We start from the raw sequence: 24122 nt of genomic DNA, 5'->3' as shown, positions 1-24122 counted from the left end.
CGCGCATCCGGCACAATAAGAGAGATGACAATGACATCGTTACGACACACAGCTTTGGGTCTGGCAATGGGTCTGGCGTTTGCGACTAACGCAATGGCCGTCACCACTATTCCGTTCTGGCATTCCATGGAAGGGGAGTTAGGTAAAGAAGTTGACTCCCTGGCGCAACGTTTCAACGACAGCCACCCGGATTACAAAATTGTGCCGGTGTACAAAGGTAACTACGAGCAGAGCCTGAGCGCGGGCATCGCCGCTTTCCGTACCGGCAACGCCCCGGCGTTGCTGCAGGTGTATGAAGTGGGTACCGCCACCATGATGGCCTCCAAAGCCATCAAGCCGGTCTATGAAGTGTTTAAAGACGCGGGCATTAACTTCGACGAGTCGCAGTTCGTGCCGACCGTCTCTGGCTATTACACCGACGCCAAATCTGGCCATCTGCTCTCTCAGCCGTTTAACAGCTCCACGCCGGTGCTGTACTACAACAAAGACGCCTTCAAAAAAGCCGGTTTAGATCCGGAGCAGCCGCCAAAAACCTGGCAGGATCTGGCCGAGTACACCGCCAAACTGAAAGCAGCCGGCATGAAGTGCGGCTACGCCAGCGGCTGGCAGGGCTGGATCCAGATCGAGAACTTCAGCGCCTGGCACGGCCAGCCGGTAGCGACCGAAAACAACGGTTTCGACGGCACCAGCGCGGTACTGGAGTTCAACAAACCGGAGCAGGTGAAGCACATCGCCCTGCTGCAGGAGTTGAACAAGAAGGGCGATTTCAGCTACTTCGGGCGTAAAGACGAATCCACCGAGAAGTTCTACAGCGGCGACTGCGCCATCACCACCGCCTCTTCCGGCTCGCTGGCGGATATCCGTCACTACGCCAAATTTAACTACGGCGTGGGCATGATGCCGTATGACGCCGACTCGAAAGGCGCGCCGCAGAATGCCATCATCGGCGGGGCGAGCCTGTGGGTGATGCAGGGCAAAGATAAAGACACCTACAAAGGCGTGGCCGAATTCCTCGACTTCCTGGCGAAGCCGGAAAACGCCGCCGAGTGGCATCAGAAGACCGGCTACCTGCCGATCACCACAGCCGCTTACGACCTGACCCGCGAGCAGGGCTTCTACGACAAGAACCCAGGCGCGGATATCGCCACCCGTCAGATGCTGAACAAACCGCCATTGCCGTACACCAAAGGCCTGCGTCTGGGCAACATGCCGCAGATCCGTACCGTCGTGGATGAAGAGCTGGAAAGCGTATGGACTGGCAAGAAAACGCCACAGCAGGCGCTGGATGCGGCCGTAGAGCGCGGTAACCAGCTGCTGCGCCGCTTTGAGCAGTCGACCAAATCGTAATTAAAACCTGACCCCTCACCCTAACCCTCTCCCCATAGGGGAGAGGGGACTGCACGGAGCCGTCTTTTCTCCCTTGCGCATAGGGGAAAGAGGACTGCACGGAGCCGTCTTTTCTCCCTCGCGCATAGGGGAAAGAGGACAGCACGGAGCCGTCTTTTCTCCCTCGCGCATAGGGGAGAGAGGACAGCACGGAGCCGTCTTTTCTCCCTCGCGCATAGGGGAAAGAGGACTGCACGGAGCCGTCTTTTCTCCCTCGCGCATAGGGGAAAGAGGACTGCACGGAGCCGTCTTTTCTCCCTCGCCCCTTTGGGGAGAGGGCCGGGGTGAGGGGTGAAAACTTACAGAGCTAACCTATGTCCTCATCCCGTCCGGTGTTCCGCTCCCGTTGGCTGCCGTACCTGTTGGTCGCGCCGCAACTGGTCATCACCGTTATCTTCTTTATCTGGCCTGCGGGCGAAGCGCTGTGGTACTCGGTACAAAGCGTCGATCCGTTCGGGCTCTCCAGCCAGTTTGTCGGCATGGATAATTTCGCTGCCCTGTGGCACGACAGCTACTACATTGACGCCTTCTGGACGACAATCAAGTTCAGCACCCTGGTGACCGTGAGCGGCCTTCTCGTCTCGCTGTTCTTCGCCGCGCTGGTGGATTATGTGGTGCGCGGCAGCCGTCTCTATCAGACCCTGATGCTGTTGCCCTATGCCGTGGCGCCTGCCGTCGCCGCCGTCCTGTGGATCTTCCTCTTTAACCCCGGGCGCGGGCTGATCACCCATTTCCTGGCGGAAGTCGGCTATGACTGGAATCACGCCCAGCACAGCGGCCAGGCGATGTTTCTGGTGGTATTTGCCTCGGTGTGGAAACAGATCAGCTACAACTTCCTGTTCTTCTTTGCCGCGCTGCAGTCCATACCGCGTTCGCTGGTGGAAGCCGCCGCCATTGATGGCGCAGGACCGATCCGCCGCTTCTGTCGGCTTTCGCTGCCGCTGATCGCCCCGGTGAGTTTCTTCCTGCTGGTGGTCAACCTGGTGTATGCATTCTTCGACACCTTCCCGGTGATCGACGCCGCCACCGCCGGCGGCCCCGTGCAGGCCACCACCACGCTTATCTATAAAATCTACCGGGAAGGTTTTGCCGGTCTGGATCTCTCGGCCTCTGCCGCGCAGTCGGTGGTGCTGATGTTCCTCGTCATCATCCTCACGGTGGTGCAGTTCCGCTATGTTGAAAGTAAGGTGCGCTACCAATGATTGAGAACCGTCGCGGGCTGACGATTTTCAGCCACACCATGCTGATTCTGGGGATTATCGTTATCCTGTTCCCGCTGTACGTGGCCTTTGTCGCCGCCACGCTGGACAGAAACGCCATATTCGAAACCCCGATGACGCTTGTTCCGGGTTCACATCTCTTAGAAAACATGGCGACTATCTGGACCCAGGGCGTGGGGGTCAACAGCGCCCCGTTCTGGCTGATGATGCTGAACAGCTTCATCATGGCGTTCGGCATCACGGTGGGCAAAATCACGGTGTCGATGCTGTCGGCCTTCGCCATCGTCTGGTTCCGCTTTCCGCTGCGTAACCTGTTCTTCTGGATGATCTTTATCACCTTGATGCTGCCAGTGGAGGTGCGAATCTTCCCGACGGTGGAGGTGATCGCTAATCTCGGCATGCTGGACAGCTACGCGGGCTTAACCCTGCCGCTGATGGCCTCGGCCACCGCCACCTTCCTGTTCCGCCAGTTCTTTATGACCCTGCCGGACGAGCTGATTGAGGCTGCGCGTATCGACGGCGCCTCGCCAATGCGCTTTTTCCGCGACATCGTGCTGCCGCTGTCGAGAACCAACCTCGCGGCGCTGTTTGTGATCACCTTTATCTACGGCTGGAACCAGTACCTGTGGCCGCTGCTGATTATCCAGGACGTCAATCTCGGCACCGCCGTGGCAGGCATTAAAGGCATGATCGCCACCGGCGAAGGGACCACCCTCTGGAACCAGGTGATGGCGGCGATGCTGCTTACCCTTATCCCACCCGTAGTCATTGTTTTAGCCATGCAGCGTGCATTTGTCCGCGGCCTGGTCGATAGCGAGAAGTAGGTTGTATCCCTTGATTATTCGTGACGTCGACGCTGAGCCGAAATCGCGTAATCAAGGCGGAGGATGGTGGACATAGTGGGCCTATGTCCAAATCCGACAACGCAGAGTACGCGATTTCGGCACGCGTCCCAAAGGGCTGGGGCTATTTTTGCCCAGTGCCGCGTTACTCGCGTCTAATTTGGGCCCACCAAACTTCGTCGCTCGCGCCTTGCCCTGGGCAAAAATAGCCGCCAGCGACGTTCATGAATAATCAAGGGATGCAACCTCTATGGCAGGTTTAAAATTACAGGCAGTGACCAAAAGCTGGGACGGTAAAACCCAGGTTATTCAGCCCCTCACGCTCGACGTGGCGGACGGTGAGTTTATCGTGATGGTCGGCCCGTCGGGCTGCGGCAAATCGACCCTGCTGCGGATGGTGGCGGGACTGGAGCGCGTCACCTCGGGGGATATCTGGATCGACCGTCGGCGCGTTACCGAGATGGAGCCCAAAGACAGGGGCATCGCGATGGTGTTCCAGAACTACGCGCTCTATCCGCACATGAGCGTGGAAGAGAACATGGCCTGGGGGCTGAAAATCCGCGGCATGGGCAAAAGCCATATCGCCGAGCGCGTGCAGGAAGCGGCGCGCATTCTGGAGCTGGACGGCCTGCTGAAGCGCCGCCCTCGTGAGCTCTCCGGTGGCCAGCGCCAGCGCGTGGCGATGGGGCGCGCCATCGTGCGCGATCCGGCGGTCTTCTTGTTCGACGAACCGCTCTCGAATCTCGACGCCAAGCTGCGGGTGCAGATGCGCCTTGAGCTGCAGCAGCTCCATCGTCGTCTGAAAACCACCTCCCTGTACGTCACCCACGATCAGGTTGAGGCCATGACCCTCGCCCAGCGGGTCATGGTCATGAACAAGGGCATTGCCGAGCAGATCGGCACCCCCGTAGAGGTGTATGAAAAGCCTGCCAGCCGCTTCGTGGCCAGCTTTATCGGCAGCCCGGCGATGAACCTGCTGGAGGGGCGTATCAGCGCCGCAGGCACCCATTTCGAAATGGAAAGCGGCATGGCGCTGCCGATCAACTGGTTCTATCGCGGCTATGCCGGGCGTAAGATGACCCTGGGTATCCGCCCGGAACATATTGCGCTAAGCTCGCAGGCGGAAGGCGGGGTACCGCTGGTAATGGACACCCTCGAGATGCTGGGGGCCGACAACCTGGCGCACGGCCGCTGGGGCGAGCAGAAGCTGGTGGTGCGCATGTCCCATCAGGAGCGCCCAAAAGCGGGCAGCACGCTGTGGCTGCATCTGCCGGAAAATCATTTGCACTTATTTGATGGTGAAACAGGACAACGCGTATGAGTAACTGGCCTTATCCCCGCATCGTCGCTCACCGGGGCGGCGGTAAACTGGCACCGGAAAACACCCTGGCGGCCATCGACACGGGGGCGCGCTACGGTCACACGATGATTGAGTTCGACGCCAAGCTGTCGAAAGATGGGGAGATCTTCCTTCTTCATGACGATAACCTTGAGCGCACCAGCAACGGCTGGGGCGTGGCGGGTGACCTGCCGTGGCGCGAGCTGCTGAAGGTGGACGCCGGAAGCTGGTTCAGCGGTGAGTTTAAAGGCGAGCCGCTGCCGCTGCTGACGGAAGTGGCAGATCGTTGTCGTCAACACGGGATGATGGCCAATATCGAGATTAAACCGACCACCGGCACGGGGCCCTTAACCGGCAAGGTGATTGCGCTGGCGGCGCGGGAGCTGTGGGCCGGGATGACGCCGCCGCTGCTGTCGTCGTTTGAGATTGACGCGCTGGAAGCTGCCCAGGCGGCAGCGCCTGAACTGCCGCGCGGGCTATTGCTGGACGCATGGCGTGAGGACTGGCACGAGCTGACCACCCGGCTGGAATGCGTGTCAATTCATCTGAACCACCGGCTGTTGAACGCGCCCCGGGTAGAAGCACTGAAGAGTGCCGGGCTGCATATCCTGGTTTATACCGTCAATCAGCCCCAGCGTGCAGCTGAACTGCTGCGCTGGGGAGTAGATTGTATCTGTACCGATGCGATTGCGCTGATAGGTCCGGATTTTCAGCCCTAAGGGTTATTCAGCAGATCGCCATTCTGCCGCTGCGGCAGCATATGTTGCTGCTGCACGCCGCCCGAGGTATCTCCGCCGCTCAGCATGCCGCCACTGGTATTAGGCAGGATCTGCTGTCCCCCTGGCTGGCTCTGCTGGACCCGCAAGGTGTTGTTATTTAACTGTGTTTGCAGGTGCTGCTGCTGAACGCGGGTTTGCGTCTGCAGCTGCTGGTTAAGCATCCCCGTCTGCTGCTGTTGCTGCATCATCATCTGATTTTGCATCCGCTGCTGGCTGGGGTTCTGGTAGCCCGGCTGGTTGGGGTTGTTCAGGGTGTTGATAGGCTGCGCGAATACGGCAAACGGCAGTAACGCCGCAACAAGAATGAGTCGTTTCATGGTCATTCCCTCCTTCTGAGGCCTCTTTTAAGTGTACCTCGGATCCCCCATTACGATGATTTTTTAAGAGTTATGAACCAGGATTAAGCGGGAGCATGAGTCCCTGTACCTGGAGAATAACAATGATGAAACCAACGTTTTTACGCTGGGTAGCGATTGCTGCCCTGACGGCAGGCGGCACGTTTTGCGTGGCAGCGAATCCGCCTGCGGCACCACCGGTATCCTATGGTGTGGAAGAGGACGTTTTCCATCCCGTACGGGCGCAGAAGGGGATGGTCTCCTCGGTGGATGCCCTCGCCACCCGGGTAGGGGTGGATATTCTCAAACAGGGCGGTAATGCGGTGGATGCGGCGGTGGCGGTGGGCTATGCGCTGGCGGTGACCCACCCGCAGGCGGGTAATCTCGGCGGCGGCGGTTTTATGATGCTGCGCACTAAAGAGGGGGTGACCACGGCGATCGATTTCCGCGAAATGGCGCCTGACCAGGCCACGCGCGACATGTTCCTTGATGAGCAGGGTAATGCTGACAGTAAAAAATCGCTTACCTCCCATCTGGCAACCGGTACGCCGGGCACCGTGGCGGGCTTCTCGCTGGCGCTGGATAAGTACGGCACCTTGCCGCTTAACAAGGTGGTACAGCCGGCAATCAAGCTGGCGCGTGACGGCTTTGAGGTCAACGACGCGCTGGCCGACGATCTGAAAACCTATGGCAGCGAAGTGATCCCCAATCATGAGAACAGCAAAGCGATCTTCTGGAAGGATGGCGAGCCGCTGAAGAAGGGTGACAAACTGGTGCAGACTAACCTCGCCAAAAGCCTGGAGATGATTGCGGAGAACGGCCCGGATGCCTTCTATAAAGGGACGATTGCCGACCAGATTGCCGAAGAGATGCGTAAAAACGGCGGGCTGATCACCAAAGCGGATCTGGCCGCGTATAAAGCGGTGGAGCGCACGCCAATTAGCGGCGACTATCGCGGGTATCAGGTCTACTCCATGCCGCCACCGTCATCCGGCGGGATCCACATCGTGCAGATCCTCAACATTCTCGAAAACTTCGATATGCACAAGTTTGGCTTCGGCAGCGCGGATACGTTGCAGGTGATGGCCGAGGCAGAAAAATATGCTTATGCCGACCGTTCGGAATATCTGGGCGACCCGGACTTCGTCAAGGTGCCGTGGCAGGCCCTGACCAATAAAGCCTATGCCAAATCCCTTGCCGATCGGATCGATATCAACAAGGCCAAACCCTCGAGCGAGATCCGCCCGGGCAAGCTGGCGCCGTATGAGAGTAACCAGACCACCCACTTCTCGGTGGTGGATAAAGACGGTAACGCGGTGGCGGTGACCTATACGCTTAATACCACCTTTGGCACCGGGATCGTGGCGGGCAACAGCGGCATTCTGCTGAACAACGAGATGGATGACTTTTCCGCTAAACCGGGCGTGCCGAACGTCTACGGGCTGGTGGGCGGGGATGCCAACGCCGTGGGGCCGAAGAAGCGTCCGCTGTCGTCGATGTCACCGACCATTGTGGTAAAAGACGGCAAAACCTGGCTGGTGACCGGCAGTCCTGGCGGCAGCCGGATTATCACCACCGTATTGCAGATGGTGGTGAACAGCATCGATTTTGGGATGAACGTGGCAGAAGCCACCAACGCGCCGCGCTTCCATCATCAGTGGCTGCCGGATGAGCTGCGCGTGGAGAAAGGCTTTAGCCCTGACACGCTGAAACTGCTGGAGCAGCGCGGGCAAAAAGTGGCGGTGAAAGAGGCGATGGGCAGCACCCAGAGCATTATGGTCGGGCCGGATGGCGCGCTGTATGGGGCATCCGATCCTCGCTCGCCGGGGGATTTAACGGCGGGATATTGAGCAGGTCCCTCACCCTAACCCTCTCCCCACAGGGGAGAGGGAACAGTCGGGTGCGGGCTTTGAGACTGGGTTCAATCTGCTTTTCACCCTCTCCTATGGGGAGAGGGTCGGGGTGAGGGGAACTACTTCACTCGCGCCATATAGAGCGCATCGACAAATTCGCCGTTACGCAGGGCGAACTTCTTCCCGGTGCCTTCCACCACAAAGCCGTATTTGCGGTACAGGGCAATGGCAGGCGCGTTGTCGATAAATACCGTCAGCTCAATGCGTTCGATGCGCAGCCAGTTGTCGCACAGGTTGATCATCTCCCGCATCAATGCGCTACCCGCGCCGCGGCCCTGCACTTCGGCTGAAACGCTGATACCAAAGGTCGCCACGTGGCTGCGCCGGGGGTTTTCCATTACCTCCAGCGCCAGGTGTCCGATAACCTGTCCGTCCAGGCAGGCCACCAGATGACGTCTGCCTGGCTTTCTCATCACCCGTTCCTGCCACATCTCCATCGAAGGATGAGGAAGTTGTAGAGTATCGTGATACACCCCTGGATGGGCATTGAGCAGGCGTAAAGCTTCGGCATCGGCGGCTTCAACGTGGCGTATCACTATCTCACTCATTCCTTCTTCCTCAGTTAGTTAGTTTCCCTTTCAACATCCATGAGTTTGAAATGTGCGTCAACAAGCATTTTTTGCAAAAAAGTATTGGACAAGTGCGAATGAGAATGATTATTATTGTCCTGCATTCAGGAAGTCCGCGACGGAAACCTGAAAGCACGACATTGCTCACATTGCTTCCAGTATTATTTTAGCCAGCTTTTAGCTGGCTTTTTTTTGTCCGCTCTTCAGGACTGAAGCTGGGGTGAGGGGAAAACTTGCGCTATGGTAAGTCTCAGCAATCTCAAAAAAGGACTGACTGATGACACTACACTGCGCATTTATTGGATTTGGCAAAAGTACCACCCGCTATCACCTGCCGTATGTTCTCACCCGTAAAGCCAGCTGGCACGTGGCGCATATCTTCCGCCGCCACCCGAAACCGGAAGAGCAGTCCCCGCAGTATTCTCATATTCATTTCACCAGCGATCTCGACGAGGTGCTGAACGATCCCGAGGTCAAACTGGTGATTGTCTGTACCCATGCCGACAGCCATTTTGAATACGCGAAACGCGCGCTGGAAGCCGGTAAAAACGTGCTGGTGGAAAAGCCGTTTACGCCGACGATGGCCGAGGCGAAAGAACTCTTCGAGCTGGCCCGCAGCAAAGGGCTGACCGTATCGCCGTACCAGAACCGTCGCTTTGATACCTGCTTCCTCACCGCAAAACAGGCCATCGAGAGCGGCAAGCTGGGCGAGATCGTCGAAATCGAAAGCCACTTCGATTACTACCGTCCGGTGGCGGAGACCAAACCCGGCCTGCCGCAGGATGGCTCGTTCTATGGCCTTGGCGTGCACACGATGGACCAGATCATCTCCCTGTTTGGCCGTCCGGACCACGCGGCCTATGACATCCGCAGCCTGCGTAACAAGGCCAACCCGGACGATACCTTCGAAGCGCAGCTGTTCTATGGCGATCTGAAGGCGATCGTTAAAACCAGCCATCTGGTGAAAATCGACTACCCGAAATTCATCGTTCACGGCACCAGAGGCTCGTTTATCAAATACGGTATCGACCAGCAGGAGACCAGCCTGAAGGCCAACATCATGCCGGGCGAGCCGGGGTTTGCAGCGGACGATTCCGTGGGCGTGCTGGAGTACGTCAACGACGCGGGTGTGACGGTGAAAGAGGAGATCAAACCGGGCACCGGCGACTATGGCCAGGTCTACGATGCGCTGTATGCCACCCTGACGGAGGGCGCGCCAAATTACGTCAAGGAAATTGAAGTGATGACCAATCTTGAACTCCTTGAACGGGCTTTTGAACAGGCTTCGCCTGCGACAATAACCCTTGCCAGATAAGCCTGAATGACTCCTCTGTGCTTGTTCAGATATTTTGAACAGAGGAGTCAATTTTCACCCTCTATGATCCCAGGTCGATTGCGTCCACACTTACTCCATCGAAACGAACTGAGGGTAAAAACAATGATTTTCTTACGCAAAGCAAACGACCGTGGACACGCAAATCATGGCTGGCTGGACTCATGGCACAGCTTCTCGTTCGCCGATTATTATGACCCGAATTTTATGGGCTTCTCGGCACTGCGCGTGATTAACGATGACGTGATTGACGCAGGTCAGGGCTTCGGTACCCACCCGCACAAAGACATGGAAATCCTGACCTATGTGCTGGAAGGGGCGGTGGAGCACCAGGACAGCATGGGGAACAAAGAGCAGGTTCCGGCGGGTGAGTTTCAGATTATGAGCGCGGGTACCGGGGTACGTCACTCCGAATACAACCCAAGCAAAACCGACCGTCTGCGCCTGTACCAGATCTGGATCATTCCGGAAGCGAAAGGCATCACCCCACGCTACGAGCAACGCCGCTTTGACGCGCAGCAGGGTAAACAGCTGGTGCTTTCACCGGATGCGCGTGACGGCTCGCTGAAAGTGCATCAGGATATGGAGCTTTATCGCTGGGCGCTGGCGAAAGATGAGCAGTCTGTGCACCAGATTGCCGCCAATCGCAAAGTGTGGATCCAGGTGGTGAAGGGCGACGTGACCATCAACGGCACCAAAGCCACCACCAGCGATGGTCTGGCCATCTGGGATGAGCAGGCGATCTCTGTCCAGGCCGACAGCGCCGCTGAAATTCTGCTGTTCGATCTGCCGCCGGTCTAAATAATTACGCAACCTTCCCTTTAAACGGGGAAGGTTGCGCTTTGTCCGTGATAAACTGAGAAAATCTCTCACTCAAGATTTCTCAGGACGATGAAAAAGAAACGCCCCGTACTTCAGGATGTAGCCGATCGCGTCGGTGTGACTAAAATGACGGTCAGCCGTTTTTTACGTAACCCGGAGCAGGTCTCCGTCGCGTTACGTGGCAAGATTGCCGCTGCTCTCGATGAACTGGGTTATATTCCTAACCGCGCCCCGGATATTCTCTCCAACGCCACCAGCCGCGCGGTGGGTGTCCTGCTTCCCTCCTTAACCAACCAGGTTTTCGCCGAAGTGCTTCGCGGCATTGAAAGCGTCACCGATGCGTTTGGCTATCAGACCATGCTCGCCCACTACGGTTATAAACCGGAGCTGGAAGAGGAGCGTCTGGAGTCGATGCTCTCCTGGAACATTGACGGCCTGATCCTCACTGAACGCACCCACACCCCCCGCACCCTGAAGATGATCGAAGTGGCGGGTATTCCGGTGGTCGAACTGATGGATAGCCGCTCCCCCTGTCTCGATATCGCCGTCGGGTTCGATAACTTTGAAGCCGCGCGGCAGATGACGGCGGCGATCATCGCCCGCGGTCATCGTCATGTCGCCTATCTTGGCGCACGTCTGGATGAACGTACTATCATCAAACAAAAGGGATACGAGCAGGCGATGCTCGACGCGAGCTTAACGCCCTACAGCGTGATGGTTGAGCAGTCCTCTTCCTACACCTCGGGCATTGAATTAATGCGTCAGGCCCGCCGTGAGTATCCGCAGCTTGATGGCATCTTCTGTACCAACGATGACCTTGCGGTCGGCGCCGCCTTTGAATGCCAGCGTCTGGGGCTTTCAATCCCGCAGGATATGGCGATTGCCGGTTTCCACGGCCACGATATCGGTCAGGTCATGGAGCCGCGTCTGGCGAGCGTCCTGACGCCGCGAGAGCGCATGGGCCGGATCGGTGCGGAACGCCTGCTGGCGCGCATTCGTGGTGAAGTGGTGACGCCTAAAATGTTAGATTTAGGTTTCACGTTGTCACCGGGTGGTTCAATCTAGCGTGACAAATTTGAGCTAGTTCACACTTATTCACTTCGCGCACGTTTGGATATTGCTTCTCTTTAGCCCCGGCAGGACAATGTTACCGATAACTGTTACCCGTAACAATTGACTGAGGGACATACTTTGAGCACGACCAACCCCGATCACCACGTTTATGTCCTGATGGGCGTTTCCGGTAGCGGTAAATCTGCCGTTGCCAGCGAAGTGGCGCATCAAATCCATGCCGCATTTCTGGATGGCGATTTTCTGCATCCGCGCAGCAACATCAACAAGATGGCCTCCGGCGAACCGCTGAACGACGACGATCGCAAACCCTGGCTGCAGGCGCTGAACGATGCGGCGTTTGCCATGCAGCGCACCAACAAAGTGTCGCTGATCGTCTGCTCCGCGCTGAAAAAAACCTACCGCGACCAGCTGCGCGAAGGGAATGCAAACCTTTCCTTCATCTACCTGAAGGGCGATTTTGACGTGATTGAAACCCGTCTGAAGGCGCGTAAAGGGCACTTCTTCAAGACCCAGATGCTGGTGACGCAGTTTGAAACGTTGCAGGAGCCGGGCGCTGACGAAAGCGACGTGCTGGTGGTCGATATAGACCAACCGCTGGAAGGTGTGGTGGCAAGCACCATCGAGGTCATTAATAAAAGGCAGTAAGTTTTGAGTACTTTAACGCTTGTTTTGACAGCAGTAGGCTCCGTATTGCTGCTGCTGTTTTTAGTCATGAAAGCGCGTATGCATGCTTTTGTGGCGTTGATGGTGGTGTCTATTGGCGCAGGTCTCTTCTCCGGTATGCCGCTCGATAAAATTGCGGCAACCATGGAAAAAGGGATGGGAGGCACGCTGGGTTTCCTGGCGATTGTGGTCGCGCTGGGCGCGATGTTTGGCAAGATCCTGCATGAGACGGGCGCGGTCGATCAGATCGCCGTCAAAATGCTGAAATCCTTCGGCCACAGCCGGGCGCACTACGCGATTGGTCTGGCTGGTCTGATTTGCGCCCTGCCGTTGTTCTTTGAGGTGGCGGTGGTGCTGTTGATTAGCGTGGCGTTTTCCATGGCGCGCCACACCGGCACCAACCTCGTGAAGCTGGTGATCCCGCTGTTTGCAGGCGTAGCCGCCGCCGCGGCGTTCCTGCTGCCGGGACCGGCGCCGATGCTGCTGGCTTCCCAGATGCACGCCGACTTTGGCTGGATGATCTTAATTGGCCTGTGCGCGGCTATTCCGGGGATGATTATCGCCGGTCCGCTGTGGGGCAATTTCATCAGCCGCTACGTTGAGCTGCACATTCCCGACGACATCACCGAGCCGCATCTGGGCGAGGGCAAAATGCCGTCCTTCGGCTTTAGCCTGGCGCTGATCCTGCTGCCGCTGGTGCTGGTCGGGCTGAAAACCATCGCCGCGCGCTTTGTGCCGATGGGCTCGAGTGCTTACGAGTGGTTTGAGTTTATTGGCCATCCGTTCACCGCGATCCTGGTGGCCTGTCTGGTGGCGATTTACGGCCTGGCGATGCGTCAGGGAATGCCGAAAGACAGGGTGATGGAGATCTGCGGTGCAGCGCTGCAACCGGCGGGTATTATTCTGCTGGTGATTGGTGCGGGCGGCGTGTTCAAGCAGGTGCTGGTGGATTCCGGCGTGGGTCCGGCGCTGGGTAGCGCCCTGACCGGGATGGGCCTGCCGATCGCGCTGACCTGTTTCGTGCTGGCCGCGGCGGTGCGTATCATTCAGGGGTCCGCGACCGTGGCCTGCTTAACCGCCGTCGGTCTGGTGATGCCGGTTATCGAGCAGCTGAACTACTCCGGCGCGCAGATGGCGGCGCTGTCTATCTGTATCGCAGGCGGGTCTATCGTGGTGTCCCACGTCAACGATGCGGGGTTCTGGTTGTTTGGTAAGTTTACCGGGGCGACCGAAGCGCAGACGCTGAAGACCTGGACGCTGATGGAGACGATCCTCGGGACGACGGGTGCGATTGTGGGGATGATAGCGTTTACGCTACTGAGCTGAGGCTGTTTTCTTCACAAATTAATGCAATCCCCTCGCCCCTCTGGGGAGAGGGTTAGGGTGAGGGGAACATGCGGCTCTGTTGGTGGTTCCGTTCACTTTACGTTTAATGCTTCTCTGTATGCCACGTCACCCGTGAACGTGTCAGGGGGGCTCGCCGCCGCCCCCCTGACCACCCCGGCTCCCGGCAAAGAAAATCGCCGCTTCGCGGATTGTTCGCCCCCTCCCGGCGCATCCCTGCGCCTCGCCCCGGCCTCCAGTCAACGCTTCGGCGATTTTCAGCCGGACCAGGGAGCCGCTGCGGGTGTTGTGCTTACCTGGATATTTTCGCCGCTGAAGATTTAATTTTTGGTTATGCGAGCAGCCTTCCAGAGCCTCGCTTGATACACAAAAGGCAACGCGGTATCTTCTCGCCACGCCTGCAAAATCAGGCGTCAGGGTTGGTCCCCTGTTATTCTCATCCGTGATAAAGCTCGTTTTTATCGCGCAGCCCGTTACACCTCAATGGTGGGCTGGACGGTGGCGCCGCAAGGTGCGCCGGTAGCTGATGAGGCCGGTAGGACCAACTCCGTTCAGTCCATCACCAGTAAGGTTGGTCCCTTCTGTGGTGGTCAAATTAACTCATCAGAGGCTGTCTTATGACTACTACCCTTAGCTTTTCTCACTCTTTATTCACCGCACCCTTCGATCACAACACGGATTTCACCGATCTGGCAGACAACTGTGCACGCTTTGTTGATGCACTGGTTGAATGCGACGAGCCGGCCAAAAAAAATGGCGCTGTGCGGGCGACTTTCTGCCTGTCTTAATCTGCTTCAGCCAACTTTGCTTGAACCTGTTCCCGAGCATTTAAAGGCGAGCCTGACGGTGGATGACTTACCGCTGGAACAGCCCGTATTTGAACCGGAAGCGGATCAAATAGGGCGCTATTGCCAGCTATTAACACAACTGCTGTTAAGCCAATCGCTGTCAAAAAGTGATGAAAGAGTGGCAGGAGATTTACTCCAGGAACTGGTGGGATTTTATAGCGATACGCTAAAAGCACCGCGCTGGCTGCGCACCGGGGAAGGCGTTATACCACTGTAAAAACAAACGGCAACGCCACACTTAAAGCGATGGCATATTAAAGAAAAAATAAGACGTTACAGCGACACCCAGGTCCGGCTGAAAATCGCTGAGTCGTTTCCCGCAGGCCGGGGCGAGGCGCATGGACGCGCCGAGAGGGCATAGCCTGCATGGATGCAGGCTGGTGCCCGACCCGATAGCCGGAGGGAAAAAGACGAAGGCACCGCGAAGCGGCGATTTTCTTGCCGGTAGCCCGGGTAGCCAGGGTGGTGGCGATTGAGCCACCCTGGCACGTTCACCGGTTCTGTTGTGACAGAGAAGCAAGGAACGTGAGGTGAACGGAATTACCACTTCTGCCGCATGTTCCCCTCACCCTAACCCTCTCCCCAAAGGGGCGAGGGGACTGTCCGTGTTACCCCTTCATCCACGCCCGAATCCCATCCAAAAACATCTGCGTCGCCATCATCACCAGAATCAATCCCATCAGCCGCTCCAGCGCATTCACCCCTTTCTCCCCCAGCAGGCGTAAAAACAGCGACGACTGCAGCAAAATGATAAAGGTCCCGCCCCAGGCGATCAGCAGCGCAATCACCAGATGGCTCATCTGATTCGGATACTGATGCGACAGCAGCATCAGCGTCGCCAGGATTGTCGGCCCGGCGACCAGAGGAATAGCCAGCGGCACAATAAACGGCTCCTCACCCGCCGGCAGGCCGCTGCTGCTCCCCTCGGCGCTGGGAAATATCATCTTGATAGCGATTAAAAACAGAATAATGCCGCCGGAAATGGAGACCGTTTCAGCGCGTAAGTTCAGGAACGCGAGAATTTTCTCGCCCGCAAACAGAAAGATAAACATAACCAACAGGGCGATGAGCAGCTCGCGAATCATGATGGCCCGACGGCGCTTCGGCTCGGTGTGTTTCAGCACCGACATGAAAATAGGCAGGTTTCCGAGTGGATCCATAATCAGGATCAATAAAACAGCTGCGGAAATGATTTCGCTCATCGTAGGTTATCCCTGATACTTGTATGGTTTCTCCGATGATAAGCTCTTTTTCTGATAGCCGGGCAATCATCGATTAATTTCGCTTGCGACTTTGGCAGCATTTTGTAATGTGAAGCATATCCCAGTTCAATACTGGCTTGCATAAACAGCACACACCCTCTGCAGGAAAAAAATGCTATGAAAAACGTTGGTTTTATCGGCTGGCGCGGTATGGTCGGCTCTGTACTCATGCAACGCATGGTTGAAGAGCGCGATTTCGACGCTATCCGTCCGGTCTTCTTCTCCACTTCCCAGCTCGGCCAGGCTGCACCGTCCTTTGGGAATACCACAGGCACGTTGCAGGATGCTTACGATCTGGAAGCGTTGAAGGCACTGGACATTATCGTTACCTGTCAGGGCGGCGATTATACCAACGAAATTTATCCTAAGCTTCGTGAAAGCGGCTGGCAGGGCTACTGGATTGACGCGGCCTCTTCACTGCGCATGAAAGACGATGCCATCATTATTCTTGACCCGGTTAACCAGGATGTCATCACCGACGGCCTGAATAACGGCGTGAAAACCTTCGTCGGCGGCAACTGCACCGTCAGCCTGATGCTGATGTCGCTGGGCGGCCTGTTTGCTCAGGATCTGGTGGAGTGGGTCTCTGTGGCCACTTACCAGGCGGCCTCCGGCGGCGGCGCGCGTCATATGCGCGAGCTGTTGACCCAGATGGGCCAGCTGCACGCAAGCGTTGCGCATGAACTGGCTAATCCAGCGTCCGCGATTCTCGATATCGAGCGCAAAGTCACTCAGCTGACCCGCAGCGGCGAGCTGCCGGTGGATAACTTCGGCGTACCGCTGGCCGGTGGCCTGATCCCCTGGATCGACAAGCAGCTGGACAACGGCCAGACCCGCGAAGAGTGGAAAGGTCAGGCCGAGACCAACAAAATCCTGCGCACCGCTTCCGCGATCCCGGTTGACGGCCTGTGCGTACGCATCGGCGCGCTGCGCTGCCACAGCCAGGCATTCACCATTAAACTGAAAAAAGATGTGTCTATTCCAACGGTGGAAGAACTGCTCGCGTCGCACAATCAGTGGGCGAAAGTGGTGCCAAACGACCGCGACATCACCATGCGTGAGCTGACGCCTGCCGCAGTGACCGGCACATTATCTACCCCGGTTGGGCGCCTGCGTAAACTCAATATGGGGCCGGAATACCTGTCCGCCTTTACCGTCGGTGACCAGCTTCTGTGGGGTGCCGCCGAACCGCTGCGCAGAATGCTGCGCCAGCTGGCGTAATAAATACTTAATACTAAGGGGTGATTTATCACCCCTTTTTTTGCGTAATACATGGAGTAAACGCCAAATGGTCCATAATTTTTCGGGAGTCATATAAAGCGTTGGCTATGCTTTATGCGGGATGCCACATATTCCGCCTGGAGGTTGAACGGAACAGAGAGGATGCACAGTGTGCTGTTCCGTTCAGGTCACATCAAAGCCGTACCCGGCGCGCGAAAGGGGCGGCAACTAAAAAAACAGGATGAATACCATGTCCGTTCGTATTGATAGAGACGTGATTAATGCGCTTATTGCGGGTCATTTTGCCGATCCGTTTTCGGTACTTGGCATGCACCGCACTGAAGCCGGACTGGAAGTCCGGGCACTGTTACCTGACGCAACGGAAGTGTGGGTGATTGAACCTAAAACCGGCCGCAAGGTCGGGAAACTCGAATGTATCGATTCACGCGGCTTTTTCGCTGGCGTGATGGCCCGCCGTAAAAACTTCTTCCGCTATCAGCTCGCTGTGATCTGGCACGGGCAACAGAATCTGATCGACGATCCTTATCGTTTTGGTCCGCTGTTGCAGGAGATGGATGCCTGGCTGCTGTCTGAAGGTACGCACCTGCGACCTTATGAAACGCTTGGCGCCCATGCTGACACGATGGATGGCGTCACCGGCACCCGCTTTACCGTCTGGGCACCGAATGCCCGCCGCGTCTCCGTGGTGGGGCAGTTCAACTACTGGGATGGCCGTCGCCATCCGATGCGGCTGCGGCGTGAAACCGGTATCTGGGAGCTGTTTATCCCCGGCGCCCAGAACGGTCAGCTCTATAAATATGAGATGATCGATGCGCACGGCGAGCTGCGCATCAAGGCCGACCCTTATGCCTTCGAGGCACAGATGCGCCCGGAAACGGCGTCTCTGATTTGCGGCCTGCCAGAGAAAGTTGACCAGAGCGAAGAGCGCATCCGGGCGAACCAGTTCGATATGCCGATCTCCATTTATGAAGTCCATCTTGGCTCCTGGCGTCGTCATACCGATAACAACTTCTGGCTCAGCTACCGGGAGCTTGCCGACCAGCTGATCCCATACGTGAAGTGGATGGGCTTTACCCACCTGGAGCTATTGCCGGTCAACGAACATCCGTTTGACGGCAGCTGGGGTTACCAGCCCACCGGGATGTATGCCCCGACCCGCCGTTTCGGCACCCGCGATGACTTCCGCTACTTCATCAACGCGGCCCACGCCGCCGGGCTGAACGTGATCCTCGACTGGGTACCGGGCCACTTCCCGTCCGATGATTTTGGCCTGGCGAAATTCGACGGCACCAGCCTGTATGAGCACAGTGACCCGCGGGAAGGTTATCACCAGGACTGGAATACCCTGATCTACAACTATGGCCGTCGGGAAGTGACGAACTACCTGGTGGGCAATGCCCTCTACTGGATCGAGCGTTTCGGCATTGATGCCCTGCGCGTGGATGCCGTAGCGTCGATGATCTATCGCGACTACAGCCGCAAAGAGGGCGAGTGGATCCCGAACGAATTCGGGGGGCGTGAGAACCTCGAAGCGATTGAGTTTCTGCGCAGCACCAACCGCATTCTCGGCGAACAGGCGCCGGGTGCGGTGACGATGGCCGAAGAGTCGACGGATTTTCCGGGCGTCTCCCGTCCACCTTCAATGGGCGGCCTTGGCTTCTGGTACAAGTGGAACCTGGGCTGGATGCACGACACCCTGGATTACATGAAGCTGGATCCGGTGCACCGTCAGTATCACCATGACAAACTGACCTTCGGCATGCTCTATAACAGCACCGAAAACTTTGTCCTGCCGCTTTCTCACGATGAAGTGGTTCACGGCAAAAAATCGATTCTCGACCGCATGCCGGGCGACGCCTGGCAGAAATTTGCCAACCTGCGCGCCTACTACGGCTGGATGTTTGCCTTCCCGGGCAAAAAGCTGCTGTTTATGGGCAACGAGTTCGCCCAGGGCCGCGAGTGGAACCACGATTCGAGCCTCGACTGGCACCTGCTGGAAGGGGGCGACAACTGGCACCACGGCGTTCAGCGCCTGGTCCGCGACCTCAACCATACCTACCGCCACCACAAGGCTCTGCACGAGCTCGACTTTGATGATTACGGCTTTGAGTGGCTGGTGGTGGATGACCATGAGCGTTCGGTGCTGGTCTTTGTCCGCCGTGACAAAGCGGGCAATGAAATTATCGTCGCCAGTAACTTCACGCCGGTGACGCGCCATCATTACCGTTTCGGTATCAATCAGCCGGGCAAATGGCGCGAGGTGCTGAACACCGACTCTATGCATTATCACGGCAGCAATGCGGGTAACGGTGGGCTGGTGCAGAGCGATGAGCAGGAGAGCCATGGCCGTTCACAATCCCTGAGCATTACGCTACCGCCGTTAGCCACTATCTGGCTGGTCCGGGAGGGGGAATGACGCAACTCACTGCAGGTAAACCCGCACCGCTCGGCGCGTGCTATGACGGGAAGGGTGTGAATTTCACTCTCTTTTCCGCCCACGCGGATCGGGTTGAACTCTGTGTGTTTGACGGCAAAGGCATTGAACATCGCTACGATCTGGTGGCGCGCAGCGGCGATATCTGGCACGGCTATCTGGAACATGCCCGCCCCGGCATGCGCTATGGCTTTCGGGTTTATGGGCCCTGGGATCCGGCGAAGGGTCTGCGCTTTAACCCGGCGAAGCTGCTGCTCGACCCGTACGCGTATCAGGTTGACGGCACGCTGAACGACGATGTCCTGCTGCATTGCGGTAAAGATTCCCCGGATCACCGTGACAGCGCGCCCGTGGCGCCCAAAAGCGTGGTGATAAACGATCATTACGACTGGGAAGAGGACGCCGCGCCCAACACGCCGTGGGGTGATACGGTCATCTATGAAGCGCACGTCAAAGGGCTGACCTGGCTGCACCCGGATATCCCGGAAGCGATCCGCGGCACCTACAAAGCGCTCAGCCATCCGGCGATGATTACCTATTTTAAGCAGCTTGGTATCACCGCCCTGGAATTATTGCCGGTGGCCCATTTCGCCAGCGAGCCGCGCCTGCAACGCCTCGGTCTGACCAACTACTGGGGCTATAACCCGATGGCAATGTTTGCCCTCGATCCGCGCTACGCCTCACATCCTGAGCAGGCGAGAGATGAGTTTCGTGATGCGGTGAAGGCGCTACACGAAGCGGGTATTGAGGTCATTCTGGATATCGTCCTCAACCACAGCGCCGAGCTGGATCTTGAGGGGCCGACGTTCTCCCTGCGCGGAATTGATAACCCTAGCTATTATTGGTTAAGAGAGGACGGCGATTATCACAACTGGACCGGTTGCGGTAACACCCTCAATCTCAGCCATCCGGCGGTAACAGACTATGCGCATGCGTGCCTGAAATACTGGGTTGAAACCTTCCATATCGACGGTTTTCGTTTTGACCTGGCGTCGGTGATGGGACGCACGCCGGAATACAGCCAGCAGGCGCCGCTGTTTGAGGCCATAAAAAACTGTCCGCTGCTCTCCCGGGTGAAGCTGATTGCTGAACCCTGGGATGTCGGCCCGGGCGGTTACCAGGTGGGAAACTTCCCGCCGCTGTTTGCGGAGTGGAACGATCACTATCGTGACGCCGCGCGCCGCTTCTGGCTGGCGCGCGATCTCTCTTTGGGGACGTTTGCCGGGCGTTTCGCCGCCTCCAGCGATGTGTTTAAGCGCAACGGACGTTTGCCTTCCGCGTCGATCAACCTGTTGACGGCGCACGACGGTTTTACCCTGCGTGACTGCGTTTGTTTCAATCAGAAACACAATGAAGCAAACGGCGAAGAAAACCGTGACGGCACCTTCAATAACCACAGTTTTAATCATGGTGTTGAAGGGTTAAGTGGCAATCTGGATGTGATTGAGCGGCGCCGCGCGAGCGTACATGCGCTGCTGACAACGCTTTTACTGTCACAGGGAACGCCGATGCTGCTGGCGGGCGATGAACATGGCCACAGTCAGCACGGCAACAACAATGCTTATTGCCAGGATAACGCGTTAACCTGGCTCGACTGGCAGCAGGCCAACGAGGGATTAATGGCCTTTACTGCCGCGCTGGTTCATCTGCGTAAGCAGATCCCGGCGCTCACCCAGGATCGGTGGTGGGAAGAGGGCGACGGCAACGTTCGCTGGTTAAATAAAAAGGCGCAACCATTAGGAGCGCACGAGTGGCAGAGCGGCGTGCCGCGCCTGCAAATCCTGCTTTCGGATTGCTGGCTCATCACCCTCAACGCCACAGATGAGGTCGCAGAAATTATTTTACCTGAAGGGGAGTGGCGGGCTATCCCCCCATTTGCCGGAGAGGATAATCCGGTCGTTATGACTGTCTGGCATGGGCCTGCGCACGGTGTATGTGTATTCCAGAGATGATAATAAAAGGAGTTGATCATGGTTAGGTTAGATAAGAACGACCCTCTAATGTTGGCGCGTCAGTTGCCATTGAAATCTGTTGCCCTGATTCTTGCTGGCGGCCGCGGTACCCGATTAAAAGATTTAACGATCAAGCGCGCCAAACCCGCCGTCCACTTTGGCGGTAAATTCCGTATTATCGATTTTGCTCTGTCAAATTGTATTAACTCAGGCATTCGCCGTATTGGCGTGATCACCCAGTATCAGTCACACACCCTGGTGCAGCATATTCAGCGCGGCTGGTCGTTCTTCAGTGAGGAGATGAACGAGTTTGTCGACCTGTTGCCTGCACAGCAGCGCGTACACGGCGAAAACTGGTACCGCGGCACCGCCGATGCGGTCACGCAGAACCTCGATATTATCCGTCGCTATGACGCTGAGTATGTGGTGATCCTCGCCGGGGATCACATCTACAAGCAGGACTACTCGCGCATGCTGATCGACCACGTCGAAAAAGGAGCGCGTTGCACCGTGGCCTGTATGCCGGTGCCCGTTGCCGAGGCGACGGCGTTTGGCGTGATGGCGGTGGATGAAAACGACAAGGTGATCGATTTCGTGGAAAAACCGGCGAACCCACCTTCGATGCCGGGAGATGACACTAAGGCACTTGCCAGCATGGGGATCTATGTCTTTGATGCAGATTACCTTTATCAGCTGCTGGAAGAGGACGACAAGGACGAAAAATCCAGCCACGACTTCGGCAAAGATATCATCCCGAAAATCACCAAATCTGGCATGGCCTATGCACATCCCTTCCCGTTGTCCTGCGTGCAGTCCGATCCGAATTCAGAACCGTACTGGCGCGATGTGGGAACCCTGGAAGCCTACTGGAAGGCCAACCTCGATCTGGCCTCAGTGACGCCGGAGCTGGATATGTACGACCATAACTGGCCGATCCGCACCCACATGGAGTCCCTGCCGCCGGCAAAATTTGTTCAGGACCGCTCGGGCAGCCACGGCATGACGCTGAATTCGCTGGTCTCCGGCGGGTGCATTATCTCCGGCTCGGTAGTGGTGCAGTCGGTATTGTTCCCGCGCGTGCGGGTGAACTCCTTCTGCAACATTGATTCATCAGTATTGCTTCCGGACGTCTGGGTCGGCCGCTCGTGCCGCCTGCGTCGTTGCGTTATCGACCGTGCCTGCGTTATTCCGGAAGGCATGGTAATTGGAGAAAATGCGGAAGAGGACGCGCGCCGTTTCTACCGCTCAGAAGAAGGCATCGTGCTGGTTACGCGTGAAATGCTGCGTAAACTGCAGATCAAACAGGAGCGATGATGCAGGTTTTACACGTTTGTTCTGAGATGTTCCCGTTGCTGAAAACCGGCGGGTTGGCGGATGTGATAGGGGCGTTACCGGCAGCGCAAATTGCCGGTGGGGTCGATACTCGCGTGCTGTTACCCGCTTTTCCAGATATTCGTCGCGGCGTGCCTGACGCGCAGATTGTCAGCCGCCGCGAGACCTTTGCCGGGCGCATCACATTACTCTTTGGTCATTACAACGGCGTGGGCATCTACCTGATTGACGCGCCGCATCTCTATGATCGCCCAGGGAGCCCGTATCACGACACTAACCTGTTTGCCTATACCGATAACGTGCTGCGTTTCGCGCTGCTTGGCTGGGTAGGAGCGGAGATGGCCTGCGGACTGGATCCGTTCTGGCGTCCGGACGTGGTACATGCCCACGACTGGCACGCCGGATTAGCCCCGGCGTATCTGGCGGCGCGTGGTCATCCGGCGAAATCGGTCTTTACCGTACACAACCTGGCGTATCAGGGAATGTATTTAGCCAAACATATGGATGACATCGATTTGCCATGGTCATTCTTTAATATTCACGGGCTGGAATTCAATGGGCAGATCTCCTTCCTGAAGGCCGGGCTTTACTACGCCGATCACATCACCGCCGTCAGCCCAACGTACGCGCGGGAGATCACCGAAGCGCAGTTCGGCTACGGAATGGAGGGCCTGCTGAGCCAGCGCCATCGCGAAGGCCGCCTGTCAGGCATTCTGAACGGCGTGGATGAAAAAATCTGGAGTCCGGAGACCGATCTGCTGCTGGGCGCGCGCTATAACCGCGACTCGGTGGAGGATAAGGCCGAGAACAAACGTCAGCTGCAGGTCGCCATGGGGCTGAAGGTCAACGACAAGGTGCCGCTGTTTGCGGTGGTCAGCCGTCTGACCAGCCAGAAAGGGCTGGATCTGGTGCTCGAAGCGCTACCGGGCCTGCTGGAGCAGGGCGGACAACTGGCGCTGCTGGGGGCCGGCGATCCGGTCCTGCAGGAGGGCTTCCTCGCCGCCGCTGCCGAACATCCGGGGCAGGTGGGGGTGCAGATTGGCTATCACGAAGCGTTTTCCCACCGCATCATGGGGGGCGCTGACGTTATCCTGGTGCCGAGTCGTTTTGAGCCCTGCGGCTTAACCCAGCTGTATGGCCTGAAGTACGGCACACTGCCTCTGGTGCGTCGTACCGGCGGGCTGGCGGATACCGTATCCGACACCTCGCTGGAGAACCTGGCAGACGGAATAGCCAGTGGTTTTGTCTTTGAGGACAGTAATGCCTGGTCGCTATTACGTGCGATTCGTCGTGCCTTCGTGTTGTGGTCACGTCCTTCTTTATGGCGTTTTGTTCAGCGCCAGGCGATGGCCATGGATTTTAGCTGGCAAGTTGCGGCGCAGTCCTACCGCGATCTTTATCAACGCTTGATGTAACAACGCTGGAATCAGAGA

General features: G+C 57.3%; 19 protein-coding genes and 1 pseudogene. 17 read left to right on the top strand and 3 right to left on the bottom strand.

Annotated elements, in window-relative coordinates; all coding sequences use genetic code 11:
* Positions 1–30: 30 nt before the first annotated feature.
* The 5 genes from ugpB (at position 31) to ugpQ (ending at position 5506) form a co-directional block, all read left to right on the top strand.
* Positions 31–1347 (top strand): sn-glycerol-3-phosphate ABC transporter substrate-binding protein UgpB, encoded by a 1317-nt coding sequence (gene ugpB, locus MXM41_RS20505; protein ID WP_325934038.1) that lies wholly within the window; start codon positions 31–33, stop codon positions 1345–1347.
* Between the two features lie 353 nt (positions 1348–1700).
* On the top strand, positions 1701–2588 hold the full coding sequence (gene ugpA / locus MXM41_RS20500; protein WP_325934037.1) for a sn-glycerol-3-phosphate ABC transporter permease UgpA: 888 nt from the start codon (positions 1701–1703) through the stop codon (positions 2586–2588).
* Complete coding sequence (gene ugpE, locus MXM41_RS20495) at positions 2585–3430, top strand: sn-glycerol-3-phosphate ABC transporter permease UgpE (RefSeq protein WP_325934036.1); 846 nt, start codon at positions 2585–2587, stop codon at positions 3428–3430. The genes ugpA and ugpE overlap by 4 nt, the downstream gene beginning before the upstream one ends.
* 268 nt (positions 3431–3698) lie before the next feature.
* Positions 3699–4769, top strand: coding sequence for a sn-glycerol-3-phosphate import ATP-binding protein UgpC (locus MXM41_RS20490; protein ID WP_325934034.1), 1071 nt, complete (start codon positions 3699–3701; stop codon positions 4767–4769).
* The gene (gene ugpQ / locus MXM41_RS20485) at positions 4766–5506 is read left to right on the top strand and encodes a glycerophosphodiester phosphodiesterase (RefSeq protein WP_325934032.1); all 741 of its coding nucleotides are present in this window, start codon (positions 4766–4768) and stop codon (positions 5504–5506) included. The genes MXM41_RS20490 and ugpQ overlap by 4 nt, the downstream gene beginning before the upstream one ends.
* On the opposite strand, the gene MXM41_RS20480 is transcribed toward ugpQ, so the two are convergent.
* Positions 5503–5883 carry a DUF2756 family protein gene (locus tag MXM41_RS20480; protein ID WP_325934031.1) on the bottom strand — a complete coding sequence of 127 codons (381 nt, stop codon included), beginning with the start codon at positions 5881–5883 and terminating at the stop codon, positions 5503–5505. The genes ugpQ and MXM41_RS20480 overlap by 4 nt on opposite strands.
* 122 nt (positions 5884–6005) lie before the next feature.
* On the opposite strand from MXM41_RS20480, the gene ggt reads away from it, so the two are divergent.
* Positions 6006–7751, top strand: a complete 1746-nt coding sequence (gene ggt, locus MXM41_RS20475) for a gamma-glutamyltransferase (RefSeq protein ID WP_325934030.1) — start codon at positions 6006–6008, stop codon at positions 7749–7751.
* 122 nt (positions 7752–7873) lie between these two features.
* Here the strand turns inward: ggt and yhhY are convergent, their stop codons facing one another.
* Positions 7874–8362 carry an N-acetyltransferase gene (gene yhhY / locus MXM41_RS20470; protein WP_325934029.1) on the bottom strand — a complete coding sequence of 163 codons (489 nt, stop codon included), beginning with the start codon at positions 8360–8362 and terminating at the stop codon, positions 7874–7876.
* Between the two features lie 298 nt (positions 8363–8660).
* Between yhhY and MXM41_RS20465 the strand changes: the two genes are divergently transcribed.
* From MXM41_RS20465 to MXM41_RS20440, 6 genes and pseudogenes are all read left to right on the top strand, one after another.
* Positions 8661–9698 (top strand): oxidoreductase, encoded by a 1038-nt coding sequence (locus tag MXM41_RS20465; RefSeq protein ID WP_325934028.1) that lies wholly within the window; start codon positions 8661–8663, stop codon positions 9696–9698.
* A 123-nt stretch (positions 9699–9821) separates the two neighbouring features.
* A complete protein-coding gene (locus tag MXM41_RS20460; RefSeq protein WP_325934027.1) occupies positions 9822–10517 on the top strand; it encodes a pirin family protein in 696 nt (231 codons plus the stop codon).
* Between the two features lie 90 nt (positions 10518–10607).
* Positions 10608–11603: a gluconate operon transcriptional repressor GntR gene (gene gntR, locus MXM41_RS20455; protein WP_325934026.1), complete on the top strand. Its 996-nt coding sequence runs from the start codon at positions 10608–10610 to the stop codon at positions 11601–11603.
* Between the two features lie 126 nt (positions 11604–11729).
* A complete protein-coding gene (gene gntK / locus MXM41_RS20450; protein ID WP_325934025.1) occupies positions 11730–12257 on the top strand; it encodes a gluconokinase in 528 nt (175 codons plus the stop codon).
* A 3-nt stretch (positions 12258–12260) separates the two neighbouring features.
* Positions 12261–13601 (top strand): gluconate transporter, encoded by a 1341-nt coding sequence (gene gntU, locus MXM41_RS20445; RefSeq protein WP_325934024.1) that lies wholly within the window; start codon positions 12261–12263, stop codon positions 13599–13601.
* Between the two features lie 635 nt (positions 13602–14236).
* Positions 14237–14684: pseudogene (locus MXM41_RS20440) on the top strand (hypothetical protein).
* 391 nt (positions 14685–15075) lie between these two features.
* Here MXM41_RS20440 and yhgN read toward each other — a convergent pair.
* On the bottom strand, positions 15076–15669 hold the full coding sequence (gene yhgN / locus MXM41_RS20435) for an NAAT family transporter YhgN (protein ID WP_003861574.1): 594 nt from the start codon (positions 15667–15669) through the stop codon (positions 15076–15078).
* A 177-nt stretch (positions 15670–15846) separates the two neighbouring features.
* Here yhgN and asd point away from each other — a divergent pair, with 177 nt between their 5' ends.
* The 5 genes from asd to glgA all read left to right on the top strand — a co-directional run bounded on the left by asd (position 15847) and on the right by glgA (position 24104).
* Complete coding sequence (gene asd, locus MXM41_RS20430) at positions 15847–16950, top strand: aspartate-semialdehyde dehydrogenase (RefSeq protein ID WP_325934022.1); 1104 nt, start codon at positions 15847–15849, stop codon at positions 16948–16950.
* Positions 16951–17200: 250 nt separating this feature from the next.
* On the top strand, positions 17201–19387 hold the full coding sequence (glgB, locus tag MXM41_RS20425) for a 1,4-alpha-glucan branching enzyme (protein ID WP_325934021.1): 2187 nt from the start codon (positions 17201–17203) through the stop codon (positions 19385–19387).
* A complete protein-coding gene (gene glgX, locus MXM41_RS20420; RefSeq protein WP_325934020.1) occupies positions 19384–21357 on the top strand; it encodes a glycogen debranching protein GlgX in 1974 nt (657 codons plus the stop codon). The genes glgB and glgX overlap by 4 nt, the downstream gene beginning before the upstream one ends.
* A gap of 18 nt (positions 21358–21375) precedes the next feature.
* Positions 21376–22671, top strand: a complete 1296-nt coding sequence (glgC, locus tag MXM41_RS20415; RefSeq protein WP_325934019.1) for a glucose-1-phosphate adenylyltransferase — start codon at positions 21376–21378, stop codon at positions 22669–22671.
* Positions 22671–24104, top strand: a complete 1434-nt coding sequence (gene glgA, locus MXM41_RS20410; RefSeq protein ID WP_325934017.1) for a glycogen synthase GlgA — start codon at positions 22671–22673, stop codon at positions 24102–24104. The genes glgC and glgA overlap by 1 nt, the downstream gene beginning before the upstream one ends.
* Positions 24105–24122 lie beyond the last annotated feature (18 nt).

Source organism: Leclercia adecarboxylata (assembly GCF_035787115.1).
Lineage (GTDB): Bacteria > Pseudomonadota > Gammaproteobacteria > Enterobacterales > Enterobacteriaceae > Enterobacter > Enterobacter adecarboxylatus_E.
This window is presented reverse-complemented; position numbering and strand designations above follow the sequence as displayed.